The following is a 19809-nucleotide window of genomic DNA, read 5'->3' as shown; positions in this document are numbered from 1 at the left end:
GCAAACGGATATGAATATTTCAAGAAATATCAATAGATTATTGTTAGGATTAACTTTGTTGGGATGTGCACAAGCACATTCCCAACAAGATCCACAGTACACCAACTATATGTACAACACCATCAACATCAACCCGGCGTATGCAGGAAGTAGAGGAGCGTTAAGCATATTTGGTTTACACCGCAGCCAATGGGTAGGCTTAGAAGGAGCACCCCGAACCAATTCGTTTTCAATCAACACACCTATTTCAGAGAGCAAAGTAGGCTTAGGAATTAGTTTTGTAAACGATGCGTTAGGAGTAACGGATGAGAATACATTAAGCGTAGATTTTTCGTACACAGTTGATCTAAACAACCGCGATAGCAAGTTAAGTTTTGGATTAAAAGGCTCGGCGAACCTTTTAAATGTATCGTATTCAAAATTAAATAAGTACAACCCGAACGATCCACAAGTACAAAACGATATCAGCAATCAATTCACTCCCAACATAGGAGCAGGTGTTTACTGGCATACCAACAAAAGTTACGTAGGATTATCGGTACCTTATTTCTTAGAGAGCACCCGCTACGATGACAACATTCAAAGCACGATGAACCAAAGAATGCACTTTTTCTTAATGGGAGGTCATGTATTTGAGCTGAATCCGATGTTAAAATTCAAGCCAGCCTTTTTATTAAAAGCAGTAGAAGGCGCGCCCTTACAAGCAGACATCACGGGAAACTTTTTAATCAACGAAAAGTTAACCTTAGGAGCAGCATACCGTTGGGACGCAGCTTGGAGTGCATTAGTAGGCTTTCAAGTAAGCAAAGGGTTATTTGTAGGCTATAGTTACGACAGCGATATACGAGCATTACGCAACTACAACAACGGTTCACATGAGATTTTTATGCGCTTTGAATTGTTTAACAAATACCGCCGCGTGAACTCGCCGCGATTCTTTTAAAAGCCAACAAGATGAAAAAAGGAATATACACAGCAGCCTTATTCACGGTTTTTTTACTAGGGAATACGGCCGCGCAAGCACAAGCAGGCGTAAAAACCGCCAATAAGCAATACGACCAATGGGCGTATATAGATGCCTTAGACATTTACGAAAAAGTAGCCAACAAAGGCTATGCAAGTAAAGATTTGTTAGAAAAGCTAGGCAACGCGTACTATTTTAATGCGCGCTACAGCGAAGCCAGCAAACATTACGCACGCTTATTTAGCGAAAACGCTACCGATGAAATAGGCAGCGAATACTATTACCGCTATGCACAAACGTTGCAGCATTTAGGTCAAGAAAGCAAAGCAAAGACCTATTACGATGCGTTTGTAGCAAAAGCCGGCAGCAGCACGCAAATAGCAAAAATACGTAAAAACGAAGCCGAGCTAAAACAGCAAATCCAAGCCAACTCAGGGCGTTATGACAAGGTAGAGAATTTAGAAATCAACACGGCCTATGCCGATTACGGCAGCTATGTATACAATAGCGAGTTGTATTTTACCAGTGCACGCGATACCGGAGGAATGCACAAACGCGAACACAGCTGGACAGGAGCTGCCTTTACCAGTTTATACAACGTAGCCTCAAGTGCTAGTGCAAACGATAAAGTAACGCGATTAAAAGGCAGTGTAAAATCGCCATTAAACGAGTCAACAGCGATCATCACATCCGATGGGAACACGATGTACTTTACGCGCAACAATTACATAAACAAAAGCCGTAAGTACGATTCAAAGAAGAACACGAACTTAAAGATTTACCGTGCCGAGAAGGTAGACGGTAAGTGGGAAAACGTAAGCGAATTACCTTTTAACAGCGACGAATTTAACACGGCACACCCTACATTAAGTAAAGACGAACGCACGATGTACTTTTCAAGCGATCGTCCGGGAGGCTTTGGAAGTTCCGATTTATGGCAAGTAGCCATTCATCCATCAGGTGCCTTTGGCGGTCCGGTAAACATGGGCGAAGGGATCAACACCGAAGCACGTGAAACCTTTCCTTATGTAACAGCAGATAATGACTTGTATTTTTCAAGTGATGGTCGTGTAGGATTAGGTGGATTAGACGTTTATGCCACCAAATTAGATCGCAACAGCACCCCAGGCGAGATACAAAATTTAGGAACGCCAATAAACAGCAACGCGGACGATTTTGCGTATTACATAGACTCAGCAAGTAAAGAAGGATTTTTCTCAAGCAACCGCGATGGCGGCAAGGGGAACGATGATATTTACCGCTTTGCCGAAGTAAAACCATTACAATTAGAATGTTTACAAAAGTTGCTATTAAAAGTAGTAGATGCAAAAAACAGAGAGCTAATAACCGATGCAACAGTAAGTTTATACAACAACATGTACGGAGCGTTGGAAAGCACTACCACATACCAAAACAGCAGCTATCAATTAAAAAACGAGTTTAAGTGTGGGGAAACCTACCGTTTAAAAGCTGAAAAAGAAGGGTATATAACCAAAGAAGACGTGGTTGTATTACCAAACGAAAGTGGCGTAACGGAGCACACAATAGTTTTAGAACAAGCGAAAACCCCAATAAAATTAGGCGACGATTTGTTTAAAGCATTAAACTTAAATCCAATTTATTTTGATTTAGACAAGTATAATATACGTCCGGATGCAGCGGCAGAATTAGCCAAAGTATTAGCGGTATTAGAAGAATATCCAACGATGAAGATAGATATACGTTCGCATACCGATAGTAGAGCGCCGTTTAAATACAACGAAAAATTATCAGATAATCGAGCGAAATCAACCAGAGCATGGTTAATAGCTAAAGGAATAAGCGCATCGCGTTTAACAGCCAAAGGCTATGGCGAACGCCAATTGGTAAACGAATGTTCAGACGGAGTGAAATGTACCGAAGAACAACACCAAGCAAACCGCAGATCTGAGTTTATTATTGTAGAAATGTAGGATAAAATTGAATTAATAAATACCTAAAAAATCGAGTGTTACCTAATGTAATACTCGGTTTTTTAATAGGATTCATTCTACAATATAGCTCAATTAAATTCTACAAAAAAAAGGATAGCTTCTTATTAATTTTAAAGAGTCTAAAAAAAATAAATAACAAAAATTTTTAGTTTAAAAACAACTTAAATGAATTAATTGTAGAGAGTAAGCAAATTTTAAAAGGCGATTCGCTTTATAAAAATGAAGAGAATAGTGATATTTACAGCAAATATTCATTTTCTTAATTCAAAAGTAAGAATAAAAAAATCCAACGGGTTATTGAAACAGTTGGATTTTTTTTATTGAAATTATTTTTTGTCTTCTCGGCGTTTTAAAGGAATATCGGCAATGTTTTTATTTAACAACAAAGGGTAATATTCAATTTTTACCGAACTGTTATCTAGACCAAATGCTTTTTCTTCAGATAAACTGTGTTTGCGTATAAAGGCATAACAATCTAAAACAAATTTTTCGTACCAAGGTAAATCATTATCAAACGAAACTACTTTTTCTATAATAATGTATTTATGATCGGCCGGAATTTGATTTTTTCGTAACGAATGGTAGGTACTTAACTTGTTAAATTCGCCGCATTTATTTAAATCTTCTAATACCTTTTTAAACAGCGGACTAATTTTAGGGGCAATTCTAAATCCTAAATAAAAATCTACACGAATAATTTTATCAGAAAAACGTTTAATTTGGTATTCCATTCCATAAGGTTCGTCTAACACATTTACGTGTAACATCCAATAAACATCGGCGCGTTTTGGTCGTTTATAAAGAATAGAGTAAAGAACTTTTGATTCTATTTCGCTTTTAATATTAGAATTGGTAAGGTAAATTAAGTTATTGGCATATTGCGGAATACTTTCATCGTTACTTAAATCTTCAATAACAGCGGTGTAATCTTCAAGTTTAACAAATTCGGTATAACTTTTACGAATACGTTTACCTAAAAACCAAATAGCCATAACGCTAGCCAAACCACCAGCAACAACTAACGATACATAACCACCGTGGTGAAATTTATCGATATTCGCAATAAAAAACGATGCCTCTATAACACTATATACCATAACAAATGCTGCAATAATGTACTTGTTAAAGCGTTTTAAAATCATGTAATAAGTAAGTAAAATACTAGTAGCCATCATACACATAACAATAGCTAAACCATACGCAGCTTCCATATTACTTGATTCTTTAAAATGTAAAACAATTAAAATACAACCTAAGCAAAGCATCCAGTTTGTAGAAGGTATGTATAATTGGCCTTTAATTATTGATGGATATTTTACCAAAACACGTGGCCAAAGGTTTAAACGCATGGCTTCGTTTATCATGGTGAAAGATCCTGTGATTAAAGCTTGCGCTGCAATAATTGCAGCCAAAGTAGCAACAACAATACCAATTGGTATAAACCATTGCGGCATCATTAAATAAAAAGGATTTTGAATAAATTCTACTCCGTTTTCAAAGGTTTTTAATTGTATATTGCTGTGTGATAGTAAGTAAGCACCCTGGCCAAAATAATTTAAAATTAAGGTGGTTTTTACAAAAAGCCAGCTGGCACGTATGTTTTTTATTCCACAATGACCTAAATCGCTATACAAAGCTTCGGCACCGGTTGTACATAAAAAAACAAAACCTAATACGTAAAAACCTTCGGGGTGTTCGTTTAAAAGTAAATAAGCGTAATACGGGTTAAAGGCTTTTAATATTTGCGGAAGTTGTACAATTTGTAAAACACCAACCACAGCCAACATACTAAACCATATAAACATGATAGGCCCAAAAAACTTACCAATTGTTTTAGTACCATAACTTTGAAAAAAGAACAAGGCTACAATAACCGCAATTACAAGCGGAATGGTTTGCAAATCGGGGTAATAGATTTTTAATCCTTCTAAGGCCGATGCAATTGAAATAGGTGGCGTAATAATACCATCGGCTAGCATGGCACTACCACCAATTAAAGCAGGTACAATTAACCATTTTTTCTTTAATTTTTTTACTAAGGTGTATAACGAAAAAATTCCACCTTCGCCGTTATTATCGGCTTGTAAAGTTAGCCATACATATTTTATACTGGTTTGTATGGTTAATGTCCAAAGTACACATGAAACGGCTCCAAGAACCAAATTTTCGTTAATAGGTGCGTTTCCAAAAATGGCTTTCATTACGTATAATGGTGACGTACCAATATCGCCATAAATAATACCTAATGTAATTAGTAAAGCACCTGCACTTACTTTGTTTAAGCTGTGTTTAGATTCCACTTAAATTGGATTTTTAATTATAATTAGTTTGTTTTTTTTTGTATTTTTTATATTTTATCCAAAACCACAGGCCTAAAATAAGAATAATTAAAAAAAACGGCCAAAGGTATAAAATATCTATTAACGATTCTACAAAATTTTCAAAACCACCCACAATAGCATTTTTGGTTTTAAACATAAAAGTTCTATCGGGTGCTTTTGCATAAGGTAGTTCTTTAAAAATAGTAAGGGTTACAGTGCTGTAACGCACTTGCCTGTCGTAAAGTTTTAAACGATTTTCCGAAATTTCAATCTCAACACGTATTTGGTTAAGTTTGTCTTCAATTTCTAGAATTTCGGTAACATTTTTTGCTTGTTTAAGTAACTCTAAATACCTGTTTTCTAATGCGCGTTGGTTTTTTAAACGGGTAGCAACATCTACATAATCGCGGGTAACATCTTCGCGTTTAATTTCTTTTAAATCAAAATAGGTAACATCTTTTTCTAATGAATTAATAAAAGAGTCAAAGTTATCAGACGGAATGTTTAATTGAAATTCAATTTGTGGGTGGTTGTAAGTAGCATCGGCAATTTCAGAAACCACAAAGCCTTTTAAAGTGTTGGTTTGGGTTAACAGTTTTGTTTTTTCGGCTTGTAAATTAACTACTTGGTATTTTATGTTTGCCGTTTTTATAATTTTTTTAGCAAACATGTTTTCGTTTTCAACACTTGTAGCAACAGGTTCTTCGGTAGGTGCTTCTTGTGCATCGTACATTTTGCTACTGCTGGGTGTTTCTTCGGGTAATTCAATTTCGGTAACAGCTACTTCTTCAACAGCTACTTCTTCAATAGCTGTGGCAGTATTGTTTTTTTTACAGGCACTAAGTAGTAAACTGTTTAATAATAGCACCCAAAGAATGTATTTTTTCATATACCAAATATTTGTTATACTAAGGTATATTTTAATTACGATATAAAACACATTTATATGCGTTTTATTTTAGGTTGAATTTTAGGAGGCGGTTTTAGTACCTTGGCAACAAATTATTTTTCGCCATGGGACATTTGGTATAACAGAGGGGCTGATTTTATAGGCTTACAACCATCTTATGTAATTACTAACGGAGATGTTGATGGAAACTTTTCGCCTTATGTTTTAAAAGTGCATGCTTGGGTAGGTTTAGCTTATTTTGATGGCAAGAATGATGGTATATTTGAAGATCATCACACACAAAATACATTTGCAATTAATAACGGTGGTTATCCTAATTTGTTTGCTAATGGTGAAGAAGTGGGGAATCTTGTAAAAACAACTATTAGCACACTTTTCCAGCCACAAGAAGGTGCAAGAATAGAAGATATGGAAGATCATTTACCTATGCCAGGTGGAACAGACCCTAGATACCTTAATACACCACCACCATATAATTGGGCTGCATGGGCAAATGGTTTTGATGATGGAGGAATTTTGCAACCAATGGAACTTCTTTTATTAAGAGATTACGGAAAGGTGTTTTTTTACGAAGTTGATGTTTTTGAAGCTGCTACAAATGCTTTTGTTGGCACATATATTTTACACCCCGAAATACAAACTTTACCTCAAGGAACAAATAAAAAATGGCATCCAGTACCAAATGTATTAGGTACAGCCCAAGCACAAGGTAGTTTATCTTTTGGTAGCTTTAATTTGCATTATTACACTGATACTTCATTTAATCCTACTGTATATGATAACACCTCAGGTGGTTCTGGAAAATGTAATTCATTTGAATTAGTTTTTGATGCAGCTGGCATTAAACACGAACAAACCATAACAGGTAGCGTGCCTAAAAAGCTAAGTATGGAAATTTGGCAAGACGTTCCAACTTTTTGGCAACGTTCTACCTTACATTTACGTGTACATTAATAAAAAGTTAAAATACAGCCATTATTTAAATTACTAAGGTCATTCAGTTTACATGCTAAATTAGTGCAATAATAAATAGTTTACTGCGACTAATAAAAAATACAGTATATGATGAATGACCTTATAATTAAACTAAAAATTATGAAAAAGTGTTTACTAATTATAATAAGTTTACTGTGTGTTAACTACATATACAGCCAAGTTTTGTACGCTGAAAATTTTGACAGTTTTAATTGGGGTTATTTAGGTACCGACCCTACAGGTAAAATACCTGGGCAAGGTGGTTGGTGTACTTATTCAGAATATACAAAATCAAATTCTTTTTTTACCATTGTAAACGAACCTGGTAGAGGTAAAGTATTAGATATTACATCTGGTTCAAATTCTACTAATGAATATTTTCTCGTTTGTAAACAAGGATTAAATACACTATTAGCTAACCGTTTACCTGGTAACGATGTGTTTATGTTTGAAGTAGATTATTTTACAGGTACTAAACAATACAATGGAGTAAGCAGTATGGAATTGATCAGTCCCATGCAGAATTACTGGTTCAATTCGTCACCAGATACTGTTTATTTTCCTTTTTTTCATATAAGTAAAATAACGGGTCATGTAGCAGATGCATATACCTATATGCCTTTTAATACTTGGGTTACAGTTATAGTTTACATAGATTATCCCAATAAAAAATCATATACTTTTTTTCCAAATTATAATATAGTTTCGGTTCGTGATTTCCCTTCAAAAACGTCTCCCAATGATTATTTACAAGATTACCCAATATCTAATTTTATTTTACGTGTTAGTTTAAGTAATCTTAATCAAATAACTTATACCCGCAATAAATACGATAACATTAAATTAACCGCTATAAATGCAGTACCACCCAATGTAATAGCTTTAAGTGTAAATGAGCAATTAGCTACAAAATTTAATTTGTACCCCAACCCAGCAACAAATGTGGTAAATATTAGCAATGCAGAAAACATGCAGGTAAACCAAATTACGGTGTACAATTTAGCAGGTAAACAAATAAGCAAGCAAGATTACAATAACCAGGCAGAAATACAGCTCAACGTAGAGCATTTAGCAAGCGGTACGTATCTATTCTATTTACAAACAGCACAAGGTACAGCGGTTAAAAAATTGGTTAAAAAGTAGTTTTATTTTCTATAGCTTTAAAACAACTTTGCCAAAGTTTGTAACTTTAGCAAAAATTAACAGAAACGCCCTGAATTTTAATAGTCAGGGCGTTTTTTTATGTTATCAGCAAACTTTTCAAAAAGTTGTTTGGTTTTAGTTTCAATTTCATTAAAAGTCAATCGTTCTTTTGTTTGGTAAAAAAACATCAATACGTAGGGTTCTTTTAAATCGTGTAGTAAAAGTTCTTTATTTGTACGGTAGCACTCGCGTAAAACACGTTTAAAATAATTGCGATCTACCGCCTTTTTAAAATATTTTTTAGAAACCGAAACGCCCATTTGCAAAGGCATTTCTAAATCGTTTACAGGTACATAAACCAAACGCAAAGGATATTTGGTAACGGTACGCCCTTCCGAAAAAAGCAAATCAATATACTTTTTCTTTTTAAGCTTTTCGGTTTTAGGGTAGTTGTGGTTCATAAAAATTACTATACTGCAAAAATACTATTTTGTATTGGGTTTGAAACAAAAAAATGATAAACAAAAAAATTATTGTATTTTTACTAATTCATAAAAAACAAAACAACAATGAAACTTCATGCCATTGAAGCGGGTAATTTTAAATTAGATGGTGGCGCTATGTTTGGCGTGGTTCCTAAAGTATTGTGGAACAAAACCAACCCTGCCGATGCCAACAACCAGATTGATTTAGCCGCACGTTGCCTTTTAATTGAAGACGGAAACCGTTTAATGTTAATAGATACCGGAATGGGTAATAAACAATCGGATAAATTTTTTGGATTTTACAACATGTGGGGCGATTTTTCATTAGAAAAATCATTGCACGAAAAAGGCTTTCATAAAGATGATATTACCGATGTGTTTTTAACCCATTTGCATTTTGACCATTGCGGCGGTGCTGTTTCTTGGAATGATGCGCGTACAGGTTACCAACCTACATTTAAAAACGCAACGTATTACAGCAATCAAAGCCATTGGCAATGGGCAACACAACCAAACCCGCGTGAAAAAGCATCGTTTTTATCCGAAAATATTTTGCCTTTACAAGAAAGCGGTCAACTTAAATTTATACAACCAAACAACAATCCAAATACAATAATACCCGAACTTAATTTTGGTGTTTTGTTTGTTGATGGCCATACCGAAAAACAAATGATTCCGCACATAAAATACCAAGACAAAACCATTGTTTTTTGTGCCGATTTATTACCAACTGCAGGTCATATTCCCTTACCGTATGTAATGGGCTACGATACCCGACCATTGCTTACTATGGGCGAAAAAGAACAATTTTTAAATGATGCAGCAGCTAACAATTATTATTTGTTTTTAGAACACGATGCACATAACCCAATTATTACCGTGCAACAAACCGAAAAAGGCGTGCGTTTAAACAACATTTTTGAAATTAACGATATTTTATGATAATGCATTGTAACACATGCACCCATTTAAGTACCAACTATTAAAATAAATTAAGTTTTATCAAATATGAAAATCAATAAATCTATTTACGTATCAGCTTTGGTTGCATTAGCCTTAACAAGCTGTAAAACTGCCCAAACATCTTATTTACAAGATTTAAGCGCTTTAAAACCAATACAATCGGCAGATCATCTTACAACTAAAAAAGCAACTTTACCAGAAAGTGAATTGCAACGTTGGAGTCATTTAGATATTTTAAAAGATACCGTTCCGGGTATGTCGGTAGATCGTGCTTATAACGAAATCATTAAAAACAAACCAGGGAAAAAAGTTTTAGTTGCCGTAATTGATTCAGGAATTGAAGTAGATCACCCCGATTTAAAAACACAAATGTGGGTTAACCCTAAAGAAGTTGCTGCAAATGGTAAAGACGATGATAAAAACGGTTATATCGATGATATTCATGGATGGAATTTATTGGGCGAAACAAATGAAGAACAATTAGAATTAACACGTATTGTTTCTCGTGGCGATGATGGAACCGATGAATACAAACGTGCAGTAAAAGAATTAGAAGAGAAACGTGCTGAGTTAGATCCTGTTAAAAAGCAATTGGCTATAATGAGCGATGCGCACGCAAAACTTACAAAATACCTTAAAACAGATAATTACACCAAAGAAGATTTAGATAAAATTAGTAAAGATGCACCTGCTGATATTGCTAAAGCTAAAAATATTGGTTATATGTTAATATCGCGCGGTAATACAGCTGCCGATGTTATTAAAGATTACAGCGATTACTTAGGTGGACAGTTAGATTATAACTTAAACCCTGATTTTAAAGGACGTAAAACTGGCGACGATATTTTTGATATTAATGATACAAAATACGGTAATAACGATGTAATGGGTAACCGCGATCATGCGAAACACGGTACACACGTTGCAGGTATCATTGCTCAAACTCGTTTTAACAATGTTGGGGGCGATGGTGTTGCATCAAACAACGTAGAAATCATGTCGGTTCGTGCTGTGCCAGATGGCGATGAGTACGATAAAGATGTTGCTTTGGCAATACGTTACGCAGCAGATAATGGTGCTAAAGTTATTAACGGAAGTTTTGGTAAATATTTTGCACAAAACAGTCAATGGGTTATGGATGCAATTAAATACGCAGCTAAAAAAGATGTGTTAATTGTTGTTGCAGCTGGTAACGATGCGTTAGACTTAAACCCTGAAGGTGAAGAGGTAAAACGTTACCCTAACGACCGTGTTCCGGGAACAACTACCGAAGTTGCAGATAACTTTTTAGTGGTAGGTGCTTTAAACCCAACTTTTGGTGAAAAAATGGTAGCTAATTTCTCTAACTTTGGTAATGTAGATGTTGACGTTTTTGCACCAGGTGTTAAAATTTATGCAACAGTACCACACGCAGGTTATGAATATTTACAAGGTACATCAATGGCATCGCCAAACGCAGCAGGTGTAGCAGCTATGATACGTTCGTACTATCCAAACTTAACAGCTTCACAAGTAAAACAAATCATGAAAGATTCAGGTGTTGCTGTTAACAAACAAGTTATTGTTTCGGGCAATAAAGATGACAAACGCGATTTTAAAGATATTTCAACATCGGGTAAATTTGTAAATCTTTACAACGCTTTAATTATGGCAGATAAAGTTTCTAAAGCAAAAAAATAATTAATATAATTTAGTATTTTAGCTGTTCTCTTTTCGGGAACAGCTTTTTTTATGCAACAACATAAACCTAATATATGAAAAAACTAATATTTTTACTTTTTACCGTTTCGGTTAGTAGTTACGCACAGCATAAAAACCCAAATCCGGGTTACTGGCAACAACATGTTGATTATAAAATGGATGTAACTATGGATGTTGAAAAATTTCAATATTCAGGAACACAAGAATTGGTTTATACCAATAATTCTAACGATACTTTAAAAAAGGTTTTTTGCCATTTGTATTTTAACGCTTTTAAGCCGGGTAGTGAAATGGATGCGCGTTTAACTTCAATTTCCGATCCTGATAAACGCATGGTTAAATCGTTTAAAGGTGCCGATGGTATCGAGAAAAAACAAAGTAAAATTGCCGAATTAAAACCAACCGAAATAGGTTTTTTAAATGTTGTTGATTTAAAACAAGACGGTGTTGCCTTAAAAAACAAAGTGGTTGGTACTATTTTAGAAGTTGAATTGGCTAAACCTTTGTTACCAAAAGCAAAAACTACATTTACCATGAAGTTTAATGGGCAAGTACCGGTAATGGTACGCAGAGCCGGTAGAAACTCAGAAGAAGGTGTTGCCCTTTCTATGACGCAGTGGTACCCTAAAATGGCCGAGTTTGATTTTGAAGGTTGGCATGCCGATCCGTATATTGGTCGTGAATTTCACGGTGTTTGGGGAAATTTTGATGTAAAACTAACCCTTGATAAAAACTACACGGTTGGCGCAACTGGTTACTTGCAAAATAAAAACGAAATTGGTCATGGCTATCAAGATGCAGGTGTAAATGTATCAATTCCTAAAAAACAAAAAACATTAACTTGGCATTTTGTGGCGCCAAATGTTCACGATTTTGCTTGGGGTGCCGATCCTAATTTTATTCACGATAAAGTATTAGGTGCTAATAATGTAGAATTGCATTTCTTTTACAAAAACGATCCTTCTATTATTGAAAATTGGAAAAAATTACAACCCGAAACAGTTAAGTTGTTAGATTTTTTTAATAAAAACATTGGTAATTATCCTTACAAACAATATTCGGTAATACAAGGTGGCGATGGTGGTATGGAATATGCCATGTGTACGTTAATAACCGGCAAACGCAGCTTACCAAGTTTAATTGGCGTTACAGCGCATGAAATGGCACACATGTGGTTTCAGCATTTATTAGCAACTAACGAAAGTAAACATGAGTGGATGGACGAAGGTTTTACATCGTTTATATCTGATTTTGCTGTAAACCAAATCATGGATAAGAAAAACCAAGAAGACGAAAATCCGTTTCAAAGTGCTTACAATGGATATTACTACATGGTTAAGAAAAACGGTCAACAACCTTTATCAACTCATGCAGATCGCTATTCAGACAATATGAATTACGGAATTTCGGCTTACAACAAAGGGTCGGTTTTTATTACGCAATTAGCTTACGTAATTGGTTGGGACAAAACTTTAGAAACCTTAAAACGTTTTTACCACGATTTTAGCTTTTCGCATCCAACACCAAACGATTTTAAACGCACTGCCGAACGCGTTTCGGGCGCTGTTTTAGATTGGTATTTAGTAGATTGGACACAAACTACCAACACCATAGATTACGGTGTAAAAAATGTAGAAGTAAACCAAAACCAAGTAAATGTTACTTTAGAACGCATTGGGCAAATGCCTATGCCTTTAGATGTGTTAGTGATTTATGAGGATGAATCGTCTGAAACATTTTACATACCAAATACGTTAATGCGTTACACAAAGGCAAATCCATATCCAAACATTAGTCGAACTGTTTTAAACGGTTGGGATTGGGCTTATGAAACCTACAATTTTAAATTTGATACCAAAGGCAAAAAAATGAAAACATTGGTTATAGATCCAACACAATTAATGGCCGATGTAAACAAAGCAAACAATTCAAAAGATTTTTAATTTTATACGCAACGATTTATTTCGTTGCGTTTTTTTTAGCTAAAACTTTTAACTTCAATATAAAACCAAACATTATTGCAATAAGTTATAATATTGTTATTAATGTGATAAAAATCATATTTTGTAACTATCTTTGCATAATTAAAATTTAAAAACCAGTAGATCATGATAAAAGTATCAGAATCGGCAGCTAAAAGAGCTAAAATGTTGATGGAAGATGACGGTTTTAACCCTGAAACTGACTTTATTAGAGTAGGCGTGAAAAGCGGCGGCTGCTCGGGTTTAGAATATGAATTAAAATTTGACAAAGCAACTACCGAAAGCGATAAAGTTTTTGAAGACGCCGGTGTAAAAATTGCCGTTGATAAAAAAAGCTTTTTGTATTTAGTAGGTACAACCCTTGAATTTTCAGGCGGATTAAACGGTAAAGGTTTTGTTTTTAACAATCCTAACGCTGCTAGAACCTGTGGTTGCGGCGAAAGTTTTTCGCTTTAAAAAGTACAGTTTTTAAGTTTTAGGTTTTCATGTAATTCATCCAATTTTAACCTAAACCTTAAACTACATTCAATAAACGTATTATGAGTAAATATACCGAAGAAGAATTAAAAAAAGAATTAGAAACGAAGGAATATGAATACGGATTTTATACTAATTTAGAATCTGAAACCTTTCCTGTGGGACTAAATGAAGACATTGTTCGTGCCATTTCTAAAAAGAAGGAAGAACCTGAATGGATGACCGAATGGCGCCTAAATGCTTTTCGTGTTTGGAAAGAAATGACCGAGCCTAACTGGGCTAACGTAACCTATGAAAAACCCGATTTTCAGGCAATTTCATATTACTCGGCTCCAAAAGATGTTGATCCTAACAAAACCTTAGAAGATGTAGATCCAGAGCTTTTGGCTATGTACAAAAAGTTAGGTATTTCTTTAGAAGAACAAAAACGAATGAACAACATTGCAATGGATATTGTTGTTGATTCGGTATCAGTAGCTACTACTTTTAAAGAAACTTTAAACGAAAAGGGAATCATTTTTTGTTCTATTTCCGAAGCTATCAAAGAACATCCTGAATTAGTAAAAAAACATTTAGGTACTGTTGTTCCTACAACCGATAATTTTTACGCAGCTTTAAACTCGGCTGTTTTTTCAGATGGATCGTTCTGTTACATTCCAAAAGGCGTTCGTTGCCCAATGGAATTATCAACCTATTTCCGTATTAATCAAGCAGGTACAGGTCAGTTTGAACGTACATTATTAATTGCAGATGAAGGTTCGTACGTATCTTATTTAGAAGGTTGTACTGCACCTAGCCGTGATGAAAACCAATTACACGCAGCCGTTGTAGAATTAATTGCTATGAACGATGCCGAAATTAAATATTCTACCGTTCAAAACTGGTTTCCAGGCGATAAAAATGGTAAGGGTGGTGTTTTTAACTTTGTTACAAAACGTGCTTTAGCCGAAAAAAATGCTAAAATTTCATGGACACAGGTAGAAACCGGTTCGGCAGTAACTTGGAAATATCCATCGTGTATTTTAAAAGGCGATAATTCGGTAGGTGAATTTTATTCAATTGCAGTTACCAACAATTACCAACAAGCCGATACAGGTACCAAAATGATTCATTTAGGTAAAAACACTAAATCAACCATTATATCAAAAGGTATTTCGGCAGGAAAATCGCAAAATTCTTACCGTGGATTGGTGCAAATAGGATCACGTGCCGAAAACGCGCGTAACTTTTCACAATGCGATAGTTTATTAATGGGTAACGAGTGTGGCGCACATACATTTCCGTACATCGAAAGTAAAAATGCAACCGCAAAATTAGAACACGAAGCAACCACAAGTAAAATTGGTGAAGATCAAATTTTCTATTGCAATCAAAGAGGAATTCCAACCGAAACAGCTATTGCCTTAATCGTAAACGGTTTCTCACGCGAGGTTTTAGATAAATTACCAATGGAATTTGCAGTTGAAGCTAAAAAACTATTAGAAATTTCGTTAGAAGGATCGGTGGGATAAGAATTTGCGAATGGTATAATTTGAAAATTTGAGGATGAAGAATTCGGAAAACATAATTGTTAAATTAACTTTTGAATTTGCGTTAGAAATAATTGAATTTTGCGAAATTTTAGAGACTAATAAAAGATTTGTAATAGCGAATCAGTTGTTAAAATCAGGAACTTCAATTGGTGCGAATGTAAGGGAAGCTCAAAATGCAGAAAGTAAAAACGATTTTATTCATAAATTTAAAATTGCTGCATAAGAAATTGAAGAAACAATTTATTGGTTAGATTTATGTTCCATGAGCAAAAATTATCCGGATTGTACCAACCTAAAAAATCAAATTGAAATCATTTCAAAAATCATTAATAAAATAATAATATCATCAAAAACTAAATAGTCAGAGATACGAATATTTTCAAATTTAAAAATTTTCAAATCTTCAAATAAAAATATATGTTACAAATAAAAAACTTACATGCCTCTGTAGAGGATAAAGAAATATTAAAAGGAATAAACCTTGAAGTAAAAGCTGGCGAAGTACACGCAATCATGGGGCCAAATGGTGCAGGTAAATCTACCTTATCATCGGTAATTGCTGGGAATGAAAATTTTGAAGTTACACAAGGTGAAATTATTTTAGATGGCGAAGATTTAGGTGATTTAGCGCCAGAAGAGCGTGCTCATAAAGGAATCTTTTTATCGTTTCAGTACCCAGTTGAAATTCCGGGTGTATCGGTAACAAACTTTATGAAAACAGCTATTAACGAATCGCGCAAGGCAAACGGATTAGAAGATATGCCTGCGAACGAAATGTTGAAGTTAATTAAAGAAAAATCAGAGTTGTTAGAAATTGATCGTAAATTTTTATCACGTTCATTAAACGAAGGTTTTTCAGGCGGTGAAAAAAAACGTAACGAAATTTTTCAAATGGCCATGTTAAACCCTAAAGTTGCAATTTTAGATGAAACCGATTCTGGTTTAGATATTGATGCTTTACGTATTGTGGCAAATGGAGTTAACAAACTTAAAAACGATAAAAACGCTGTAGTTGTAATTACCCATTACCAACGTTTACTTGATTATATAGTACCCGATTTTGTTCACGTGTTACACGATGGTAAAATTGTAAAAACAGGTGGTAAAGAACTTGCCTTAGAATTAGAAGAAAAAGGATACGATTGGCTTAAATAATTTAGTTTAAATGGTTTAAAGTGAAATTTTAAGGTTACAACACACTTAAATACCAAACTTTAAACTTTAAACAAAAACAAAAAATGGATTTAAAAGAAAAAGTATTATCATCATTTTTAGCATTTGAACAAAAAGTAGATATTAATTCTACCCTACACAATTTGCGTACAGATGCTTTAAAGATTTTTGAAAATAAAGGTTTTCCTACCAAAAAGGAAGAAGCTTGGAAATATACATCGTTAAATGCTGTTTTAGCAAACGATTTTAATATTTTGCCTAAAAATGAATCGGCGGTTGAATGGAAAGACGTTAAAAAATATTTTTTAAACGATGTTGATACCTATAAAGTGGTGTTTATTAACGGCGTTTTTTCATCGCATTTGTCTTCAACTACACACGATGGACTAGATGTTTGTTTAATGTCATCGGTTTTAACAAAGCCAAAGTATAAAATGACAATTGATGCGTATTTTAATAAAATAGCTAATAGCAACGATAGTTTAACAAGTTTGAATACGGCGTACGCTTATGAAGGTGCTTATGTAAACATACCAAAATCTAAAGTGGTGCAAAAACCAATTGAAATTTTGTATTTTACAACGGGTACAACTCCAAATTTTGTACAGCCACGCAACTTAATTATTGTAGGCGAAAACGCACATGTACAAATTATAGAGCGCCACCAATCACTTACCGATACGCCTATGTTTACAAACAGCGTAACCGAAATTTTTGCTGCCAAACGCGCCATTGTAGATTATTACAAAATACAAAACGATTTGTTAACTGCCGATTTAGTTGATAATACCTATATCGATCAAAAACAAGAAAGTCGCGCATCAGTTCATACGTTTTCATTTGGTGGTAACATTACGCGTAACAACTTAAATTTCTACCAAAAAGGTGAACGAATCGATTCTACCTTAAAAGGAATAACAATTATTGGCGATAAGCAACATGTTGATCATTATACACTTGTAAATCATGAACAACCTAACTGCGAAAGCCACCAAAATTACAAAGGTATTTATAACGATAGATCAACCGGAGTTTTTAATGGTAAGATTTATGTTGATAAAATTGCTCAAAAAACCGATGCTTTTCAGCAAAACAACAATATTTTGTTAACCGATAAAGCAACTTTAAACACCAAACCGCAATTAGAAATTTTTGCCGATGATGTAAAATGTTCACACGGTTGTACTATTGGGCAGTTAGATGAAACTGCAATGTTTTATATGCAACAACGTGGTATTCCTAAGAAGGAAGCAAAAGCGTTGTTAATGTATGCGTTTACTGATGAGGTTTTATCATCGGTAGCAATTCCTGATTTACAATTAAAACTGCAAAAGCTTATTTCTATGAAATTAGGCGTAAATATAGGTTTTGATATTTAATACAAAAATGGCTTCTTTAACAGAAGTCATTTTTTTAGTTTAAAATTTAAAAAGAAACAAGTTTAATAATTTATTGAACTTGTTTTTTTTATTTCTTTCGTTAATAAAAAAGAGCAACATAAAATAATTAAAAAGTAACAACAAAAACACTTTTTTGAGTAGAACAAATTCTACACTTAACACATTTATGGTACTACATGTAATTATAGTTAAGCGTTATATATTTGTTTTTTACATTAAGTAAACCACTAAAAACAAAATATTTAAAGTAAATCAATTGTTCAAACAAGGTAAGTAAAATTGTAAAAACAAATTATTGGGATTTTTGTTTAATACTTTTTATAAATACCATTGATTTACTGCTAGTGAAAGTTGTTGTTCAATTTTTTAAGTATTTAAGATATGGAAAATATGCAAAAAGTTGCAATTGTGGTAGATGATCATGCATTGTTTACAGATTCATTTACCCTTTTGTTAGAAAGATTCGGAAATTTTGATGAGGTTCATGTGTTAAACAATCATGAAGAACGTATAGATTATTTTTTAAAAAATCCTCGAAAAGAAATTTATTTATTTTTAGATTATTATCTGGAAAACCAATTAGGCATAGAAATTATTGCCGATATACGCCGCATTAACAAAAAAGTTAAAATTGTAATTTTAAGTAGTGTAACACAAGTAGTTGCTATACGTACAATTTTATCGGCTCGTCCTGATGCATTTGTTTCAAAAATTGCTGGTTTTGATGTGGTAATTGAATGTTTAGCAAAATTGAGTAACGGCGAAAACTTTTATTGCCCAATAATAGCCGATATTTTAAAAGAAGCCAACAAAGTAGAAGAAGTTTTGCTTAGCTCACGTGAAATTGAGATTTTAGAATATTTTGCTAAAGGTTATTCAGTAAATCAAACAGCTGAAGAATTTGCGTTAAGCAGACATACAGTTGTATCGCATCGTAGAAAAATGATGAAAAAAACAAGAACAAATTCTATTACCGAGTTGCTATCGTACGTTCGTAAAACAGGTTTAATACTAGATTAAAGTAAAGTTTTGGTGAAATGTTATATTTATATGGTGTAATTTTTTTGTTGTTTTTACTTTGCGTATTTCTTTTAATTAAGATTTCACATTATAAAAAGCAATTAAATAAGAATTTAATTACCATAAAACAATTGCATTTTAATAAACAACAAAAAATAAACGAAGTTGTTTTAAATGAACGTCAAAAATTAGCTCAGAATTTACACGACGACCTAGCTGGAACTTTGGCAGCTTTAAAAAATATTATAAGTTTAGTTGTACTTTCAAATAAAGATGTTTCAATTAATGAACAGCTTGTAAAAGCAAATCAATTAGTTACCAATATGTACTTAAAGGTACGTACACAAAGCCACGAATTGTTTGAAAGTACAACTGAAACTACTCCAAGTTTTAAATCAGAAATTTGCACTTTAGTAGAACAGTTTTTTCCCTTAAGTACATATAAAGTTTCTGTTGAAATTGAAAACGAAACCCTTCAGTTACTAAACAGTCAAATTCAAACGCAACTAGTAAGTGTTGCACGCGAAGCCTTCACAAATATCGTAAAACACGCATCGGCCAGTTCGGTTCAAATTACAGTTTTTAACAACAATACACATGCTTTTTTTATAATAACCGATAACGGCAAAGGTATGCAAGGTGTTAATTTACAAAGTGGTTATGGGTTAAAATCTATAAAAAAAAGAGTGCAAAACTTTAACGGTACTCTTCAAACATTAAATTTAACGAATGGTTTTGAGATTAATATTCAAATTCCTTTAAGTTAAATGAACTTTTGATTGCTTAGTTT

17 protein-coding genes are annotated in these 19809 nt (G+C 33.7%); 14 read left to right on the top strand and 3 right to left on the bottom strand.

Translation table 11 applies throughout. The features are described from left to right. The first annotated feature begins 10 nt into the window (after window positions 1-10). The gene (locus P3875_RS09225; protein WP_303443676.1) at window positions 11-943 is read left to right on the top strand and encodes a PorP/SprF family type IX secretion system membrane protein; all 933 of its coding nucleotides are present in this window, start codon (window positions 11-13) and stop codon (window positions 941-943) included. 11 nt (window positions 944-954) lie between these two features. Further along, window positions 955-2916: an OmpA family protein gene (locus P3875_RS09220; protein WP_303443675.1), complete on the top strand. Its 1962-nt coding sequence runs from the start codon at window positions 955-957 to the stop codon at window positions 2914-2916. A gap of 347 nt (window positions 2917-3263) precedes the next feature. Here the strand turns inward: P3875_RS09220 and P3875_RS09215 are convergent, their stop codons facing one another. Further along, entirely contained in the window at window positions 3264-5237 is a 1974-nt protein-coding gene (locus tag P3875_RS09215) for a KUP/HAK/KT family potassium transporter (RefSeq protein WP_303443674.1), read from the bottom strand. A gap of 13 nt (window positions 5238-5250) precedes the next feature. Further along, window positions 5251-6147 (bottom strand): DUF4349 domain-containing protein, encoded by an 897-nt coding sequence (locus P3875_RS09210; RefSeq protein ID WP_303443673.1) that lies wholly within the window; start codon window positions 6145-6147, stop codon window positions 5251-5253. 102 nt (window positions 6148-6249) lie between these two features. Between P3875_RS09210 and P3875_RS09205 the strand changes: the two genes are divergently transcribed. Both P3875_RS09205 and P3875_RS09200 read left to right on the top strand, forming a co-directional pair. Continuing rightward, window positions 6250-7122, top strand: a complete 873-nt coding sequence (locus tag P3875_RS09205) for a hypothetical protein (RefSeq protein WP_303443672.1) — start codon at window positions 6250-6252, stop codon at window positions 7120-7122. 141 nt (window positions 7123-7263) lie between these two features. After that, complete coding sequence (locus P3875_RS09200) at window positions 7264-8286, top strand: T9SS type A sorting domain-containing protein (protein WP_303443671.1); 1023 nt, start codon at window positions 7264-7266, stop codon at window positions 8284-8286. A gap of 77 nt (window positions 8287-8363) precedes the next feature. Here P3875_RS09200 and rnpA read toward each other — a convergent pair whose 3' ends face one another. Then, window positions 8364-8747: a ribonuclease P protein component gene (gene rnpA, locus P3875_RS09195; protein WP_303443670.1), complete on the bottom strand. Its 384-nt coding sequence runs from the start codon at window positions 8745-8747 to the stop codon at window positions 8364-8366. A gap of 108 nt (window positions 8748-8855) precedes the next feature. Here rnpA and P3875_RS09190 point away from each other — a divergent pair, with 108 nt between their 5' ends. From P3875_RS09190 to P3875_RS09145, 10 genes are all read left to right on the top strand, one after another. Continuing rightward, window positions 8856-9713, top strand: a complete 858-nt coding sequence (locus P3875_RS09190; RefSeq protein WP_303443669.1) for an MBL fold metallo-hydrolase — start codon at window positions 8856-8858, stop codon at window positions 9711-9713. Between the two features lie 66 nt (window positions 9714-9779). Next, window positions 9780-11414, top strand: coding sequence for a S8 family serine peptidase (locus tag P3875_RS09185; RefSeq protein WP_303443668.1), 1635 nt, complete (start codon window positions 9780-9782; stop codon window positions 11412-11414). 74 nt (window positions 11415-11488) lie between these two features. After that, window positions 11489-13378 carry a M1 family metallopeptidase gene (locus tag P3875_RS09180; RefSeq protein ID WP_303443667.1) on the top strand — a complete coding sequence of 630 codons (1890 nt, stop codon included), beginning with the start codon at window positions 11489-11491 and terminating at the stop codon, window positions 13376-13378. A gap of 165 nt (window positions 13379-13543) precedes the next feature. After that, window positions 13544-13873: a HesB/IscA family protein gene (locus tag P3875_RS09175; RefSeq protein WP_303443666.1), complete on the top strand. Its 330-nt coding sequence runs from the start codon at window positions 13544-13546 to the stop codon at window positions 13871-13873. A gap of 83 nt (window positions 13874-13956) precedes the next feature. Then, entirely contained in the window at window positions 13957-15405 is a 1449-nt protein-coding gene (gene sufB / locus P3875_RS09170; RefSeq protein ID WP_303443665.1) for a Fe-S cluster assembly protein SufB, read from the top strand. Between the two features lie 34 nt (window positions 15406-15439). Next, window positions 15440-15649 carry a four helix bundle protein gene (locus P3875_RS12165; protein ID WP_442930316.1) on the top strand — a complete coding sequence of 70 codons (210 nt, stop codon included), beginning with the start codon at window positions 15440-15442 and terminating at the stop codon, window positions 15647-15649. A 194-nt stretch (window positions 15650-15843) separates the two neighbouring features. Next, window positions 15844-16581, top strand: a complete 738-nt coding sequence (gene sufC, locus P3875_RS09160; protein ID WP_303443664.1) for a Fe-S cluster assembly ATPase SufC — start codon at window positions 15844-15846, stop codon at window positions 16579-16581. Window positions 16582-16664: 83 nt separating this feature from the next. Further along, on the top strand, window positions 16665-17978 hold the full coding sequence (sufD, locus tag P3875_RS09155; protein WP_303443663.1) for a Fe-S cluster assembly protein SufD: 1314 nt from the start codon (window positions 16665-16667) through the stop codon (window positions 17976-17978). Window positions 17979-18380: 402 nt separating this feature from the next. Further along, window positions 18381-19019 carry a response regulator transcription factor gene (locus tag P3875_RS09150; RefSeq protein WP_303443662.1) on the top strand — a complete coding sequence of 213 codons (639 nt, stop codon included), beginning with the start codon at window positions 18381-18383 and terminating at the stop codon, window positions 19017-19019. Between the two features lie 17 nt (window positions 19020-19036). Next, window positions 19037-19786, top strand: coding sequence for a sensor histidine kinase (locus P3875_RS09145; protein ID WP_303443661.1), 750 nt, complete (start codon window positions 19037-19039; stop codon window positions 19784-19786). The last annotated feature ends 23 nt before the right edge of the window (window positions 19787-19809 follow it).

Origin of the sequence: Myroides sp. JBRI-B21084 (assembly GCF_030545015.1) — a bacterium.
In the GTDB taxonomy this organism is placed as follows: domain Bacteria; phylum Bacteroidota; class Bacteroidia; order Flavobacteriales; family Flavobacteriaceae; genus Flavobacterium.
This window is presented reverse-complemented; position numbering and strand designations above follow the sequence as displayed.

Excerpts from the sequence above, each read along its gene's own strand:
- P3875_RS09225 (WP_303443676.1), top strand. The coding sequence starts at position 11 with ATGAATATTTCAAGAAATATCAATAGATTATTGTTAGGATTAACTTTG.
- P3875_RS09220 (WP_303443675.1), top strand. The coding sequence starts at position 955 with ATGAAAAAAGGAATATACACAGCAGCCTTATTCACGGTTTTTTTACTA.
- P3875_RS09210 (WP_303443673.1), bottom strand. The coding sequence starts at position 6,147 with ATGAAAAAATACATTCTTTGGGTGCTATTATTAAACAGTTTACTACTT.
- P3875_RS09200 (WP_303443671.1), top strand. The coding sequence starts at position 7,264 with ATGAAAAAGTGTTTACTAATTATAATAAGTTTACTGTGTGTTAACTAC.
- rnpA (WP_303443670.1), bottom strand. The coding sequence starts at position 8,747 with ATGAACCACAACTACCCTAAAACCGAAAAGCTTAAAAAGAAAAAGTAT.
- P3875_RS09190 (WP_303443669.1), top strand. The coding sequence starts at position 8,856 with ATGAAACTTCATGCCATTGAAGCGGGTAATTTTAAATTAGATGGTGGC.
- P3875_RS09185 (WP_303443668.1), top strand. The coding sequence starts at position 9,780 with ATGAAAATCAATAAATCTATTTACGTATCAGCTTTGGTTGCATTAGCC.
- P3875_RS09180 (WP_303443667.1), top strand. The coding sequence starts at position 11,489 with ATGAAAAAACTAATATTTTTACTTTTTACCGTTTCGGTTAGTAGTTAC.
- P3875_RS09175 (WP_303443666.1), top strand. The coding sequence starts at position 13,544 with ATGATAAAAGTATCAGAATCGGCAGCTAAAAGAGCTAAAATGTTGATG.
- sufB (WP_303443665.1), top strand. The coding sequence starts at position 13,957 with ATGAGTAAATATACCGAAGAAGAATTAAAAAAAGAATTAGAAACGAAG.
- P3875_RS12165 (WP_442930316.1), top strand. The coding sequence starts at position 15,440 with ATGAAGAATTCGGAAAACATAATTGTTAAATTAACTTTTGAATTTGCG.
- sufC (WP_303443664.1), top strand. The coding sequence starts at position 15,844 with ATGTTACAAATAAAAAACTTACATGCCTCTGTAGAGGATAAAGAAATA.
- sufD (WP_303443663.1), top strand. The coding sequence starts at position 16,665 with ATGGATTTAAAAGAAAAAGTATTATCATCATTTTTAGCATTTGAACAA.
- P3875_RS09150 (WP_303443662.1), top strand. The coding sequence starts at position 18,381 with ATGGAAAATATGCAAAAAGTTGCAATTGTGGTAGATGATCATGCATTG.
- P3875_RS09145 (WP_303443661.1), top strand. The coding sequence starts at position 19,037 with ATGTTATATTTATATGGTGTAATTTTTTTGTTGTTTTTACTTTGCGTA.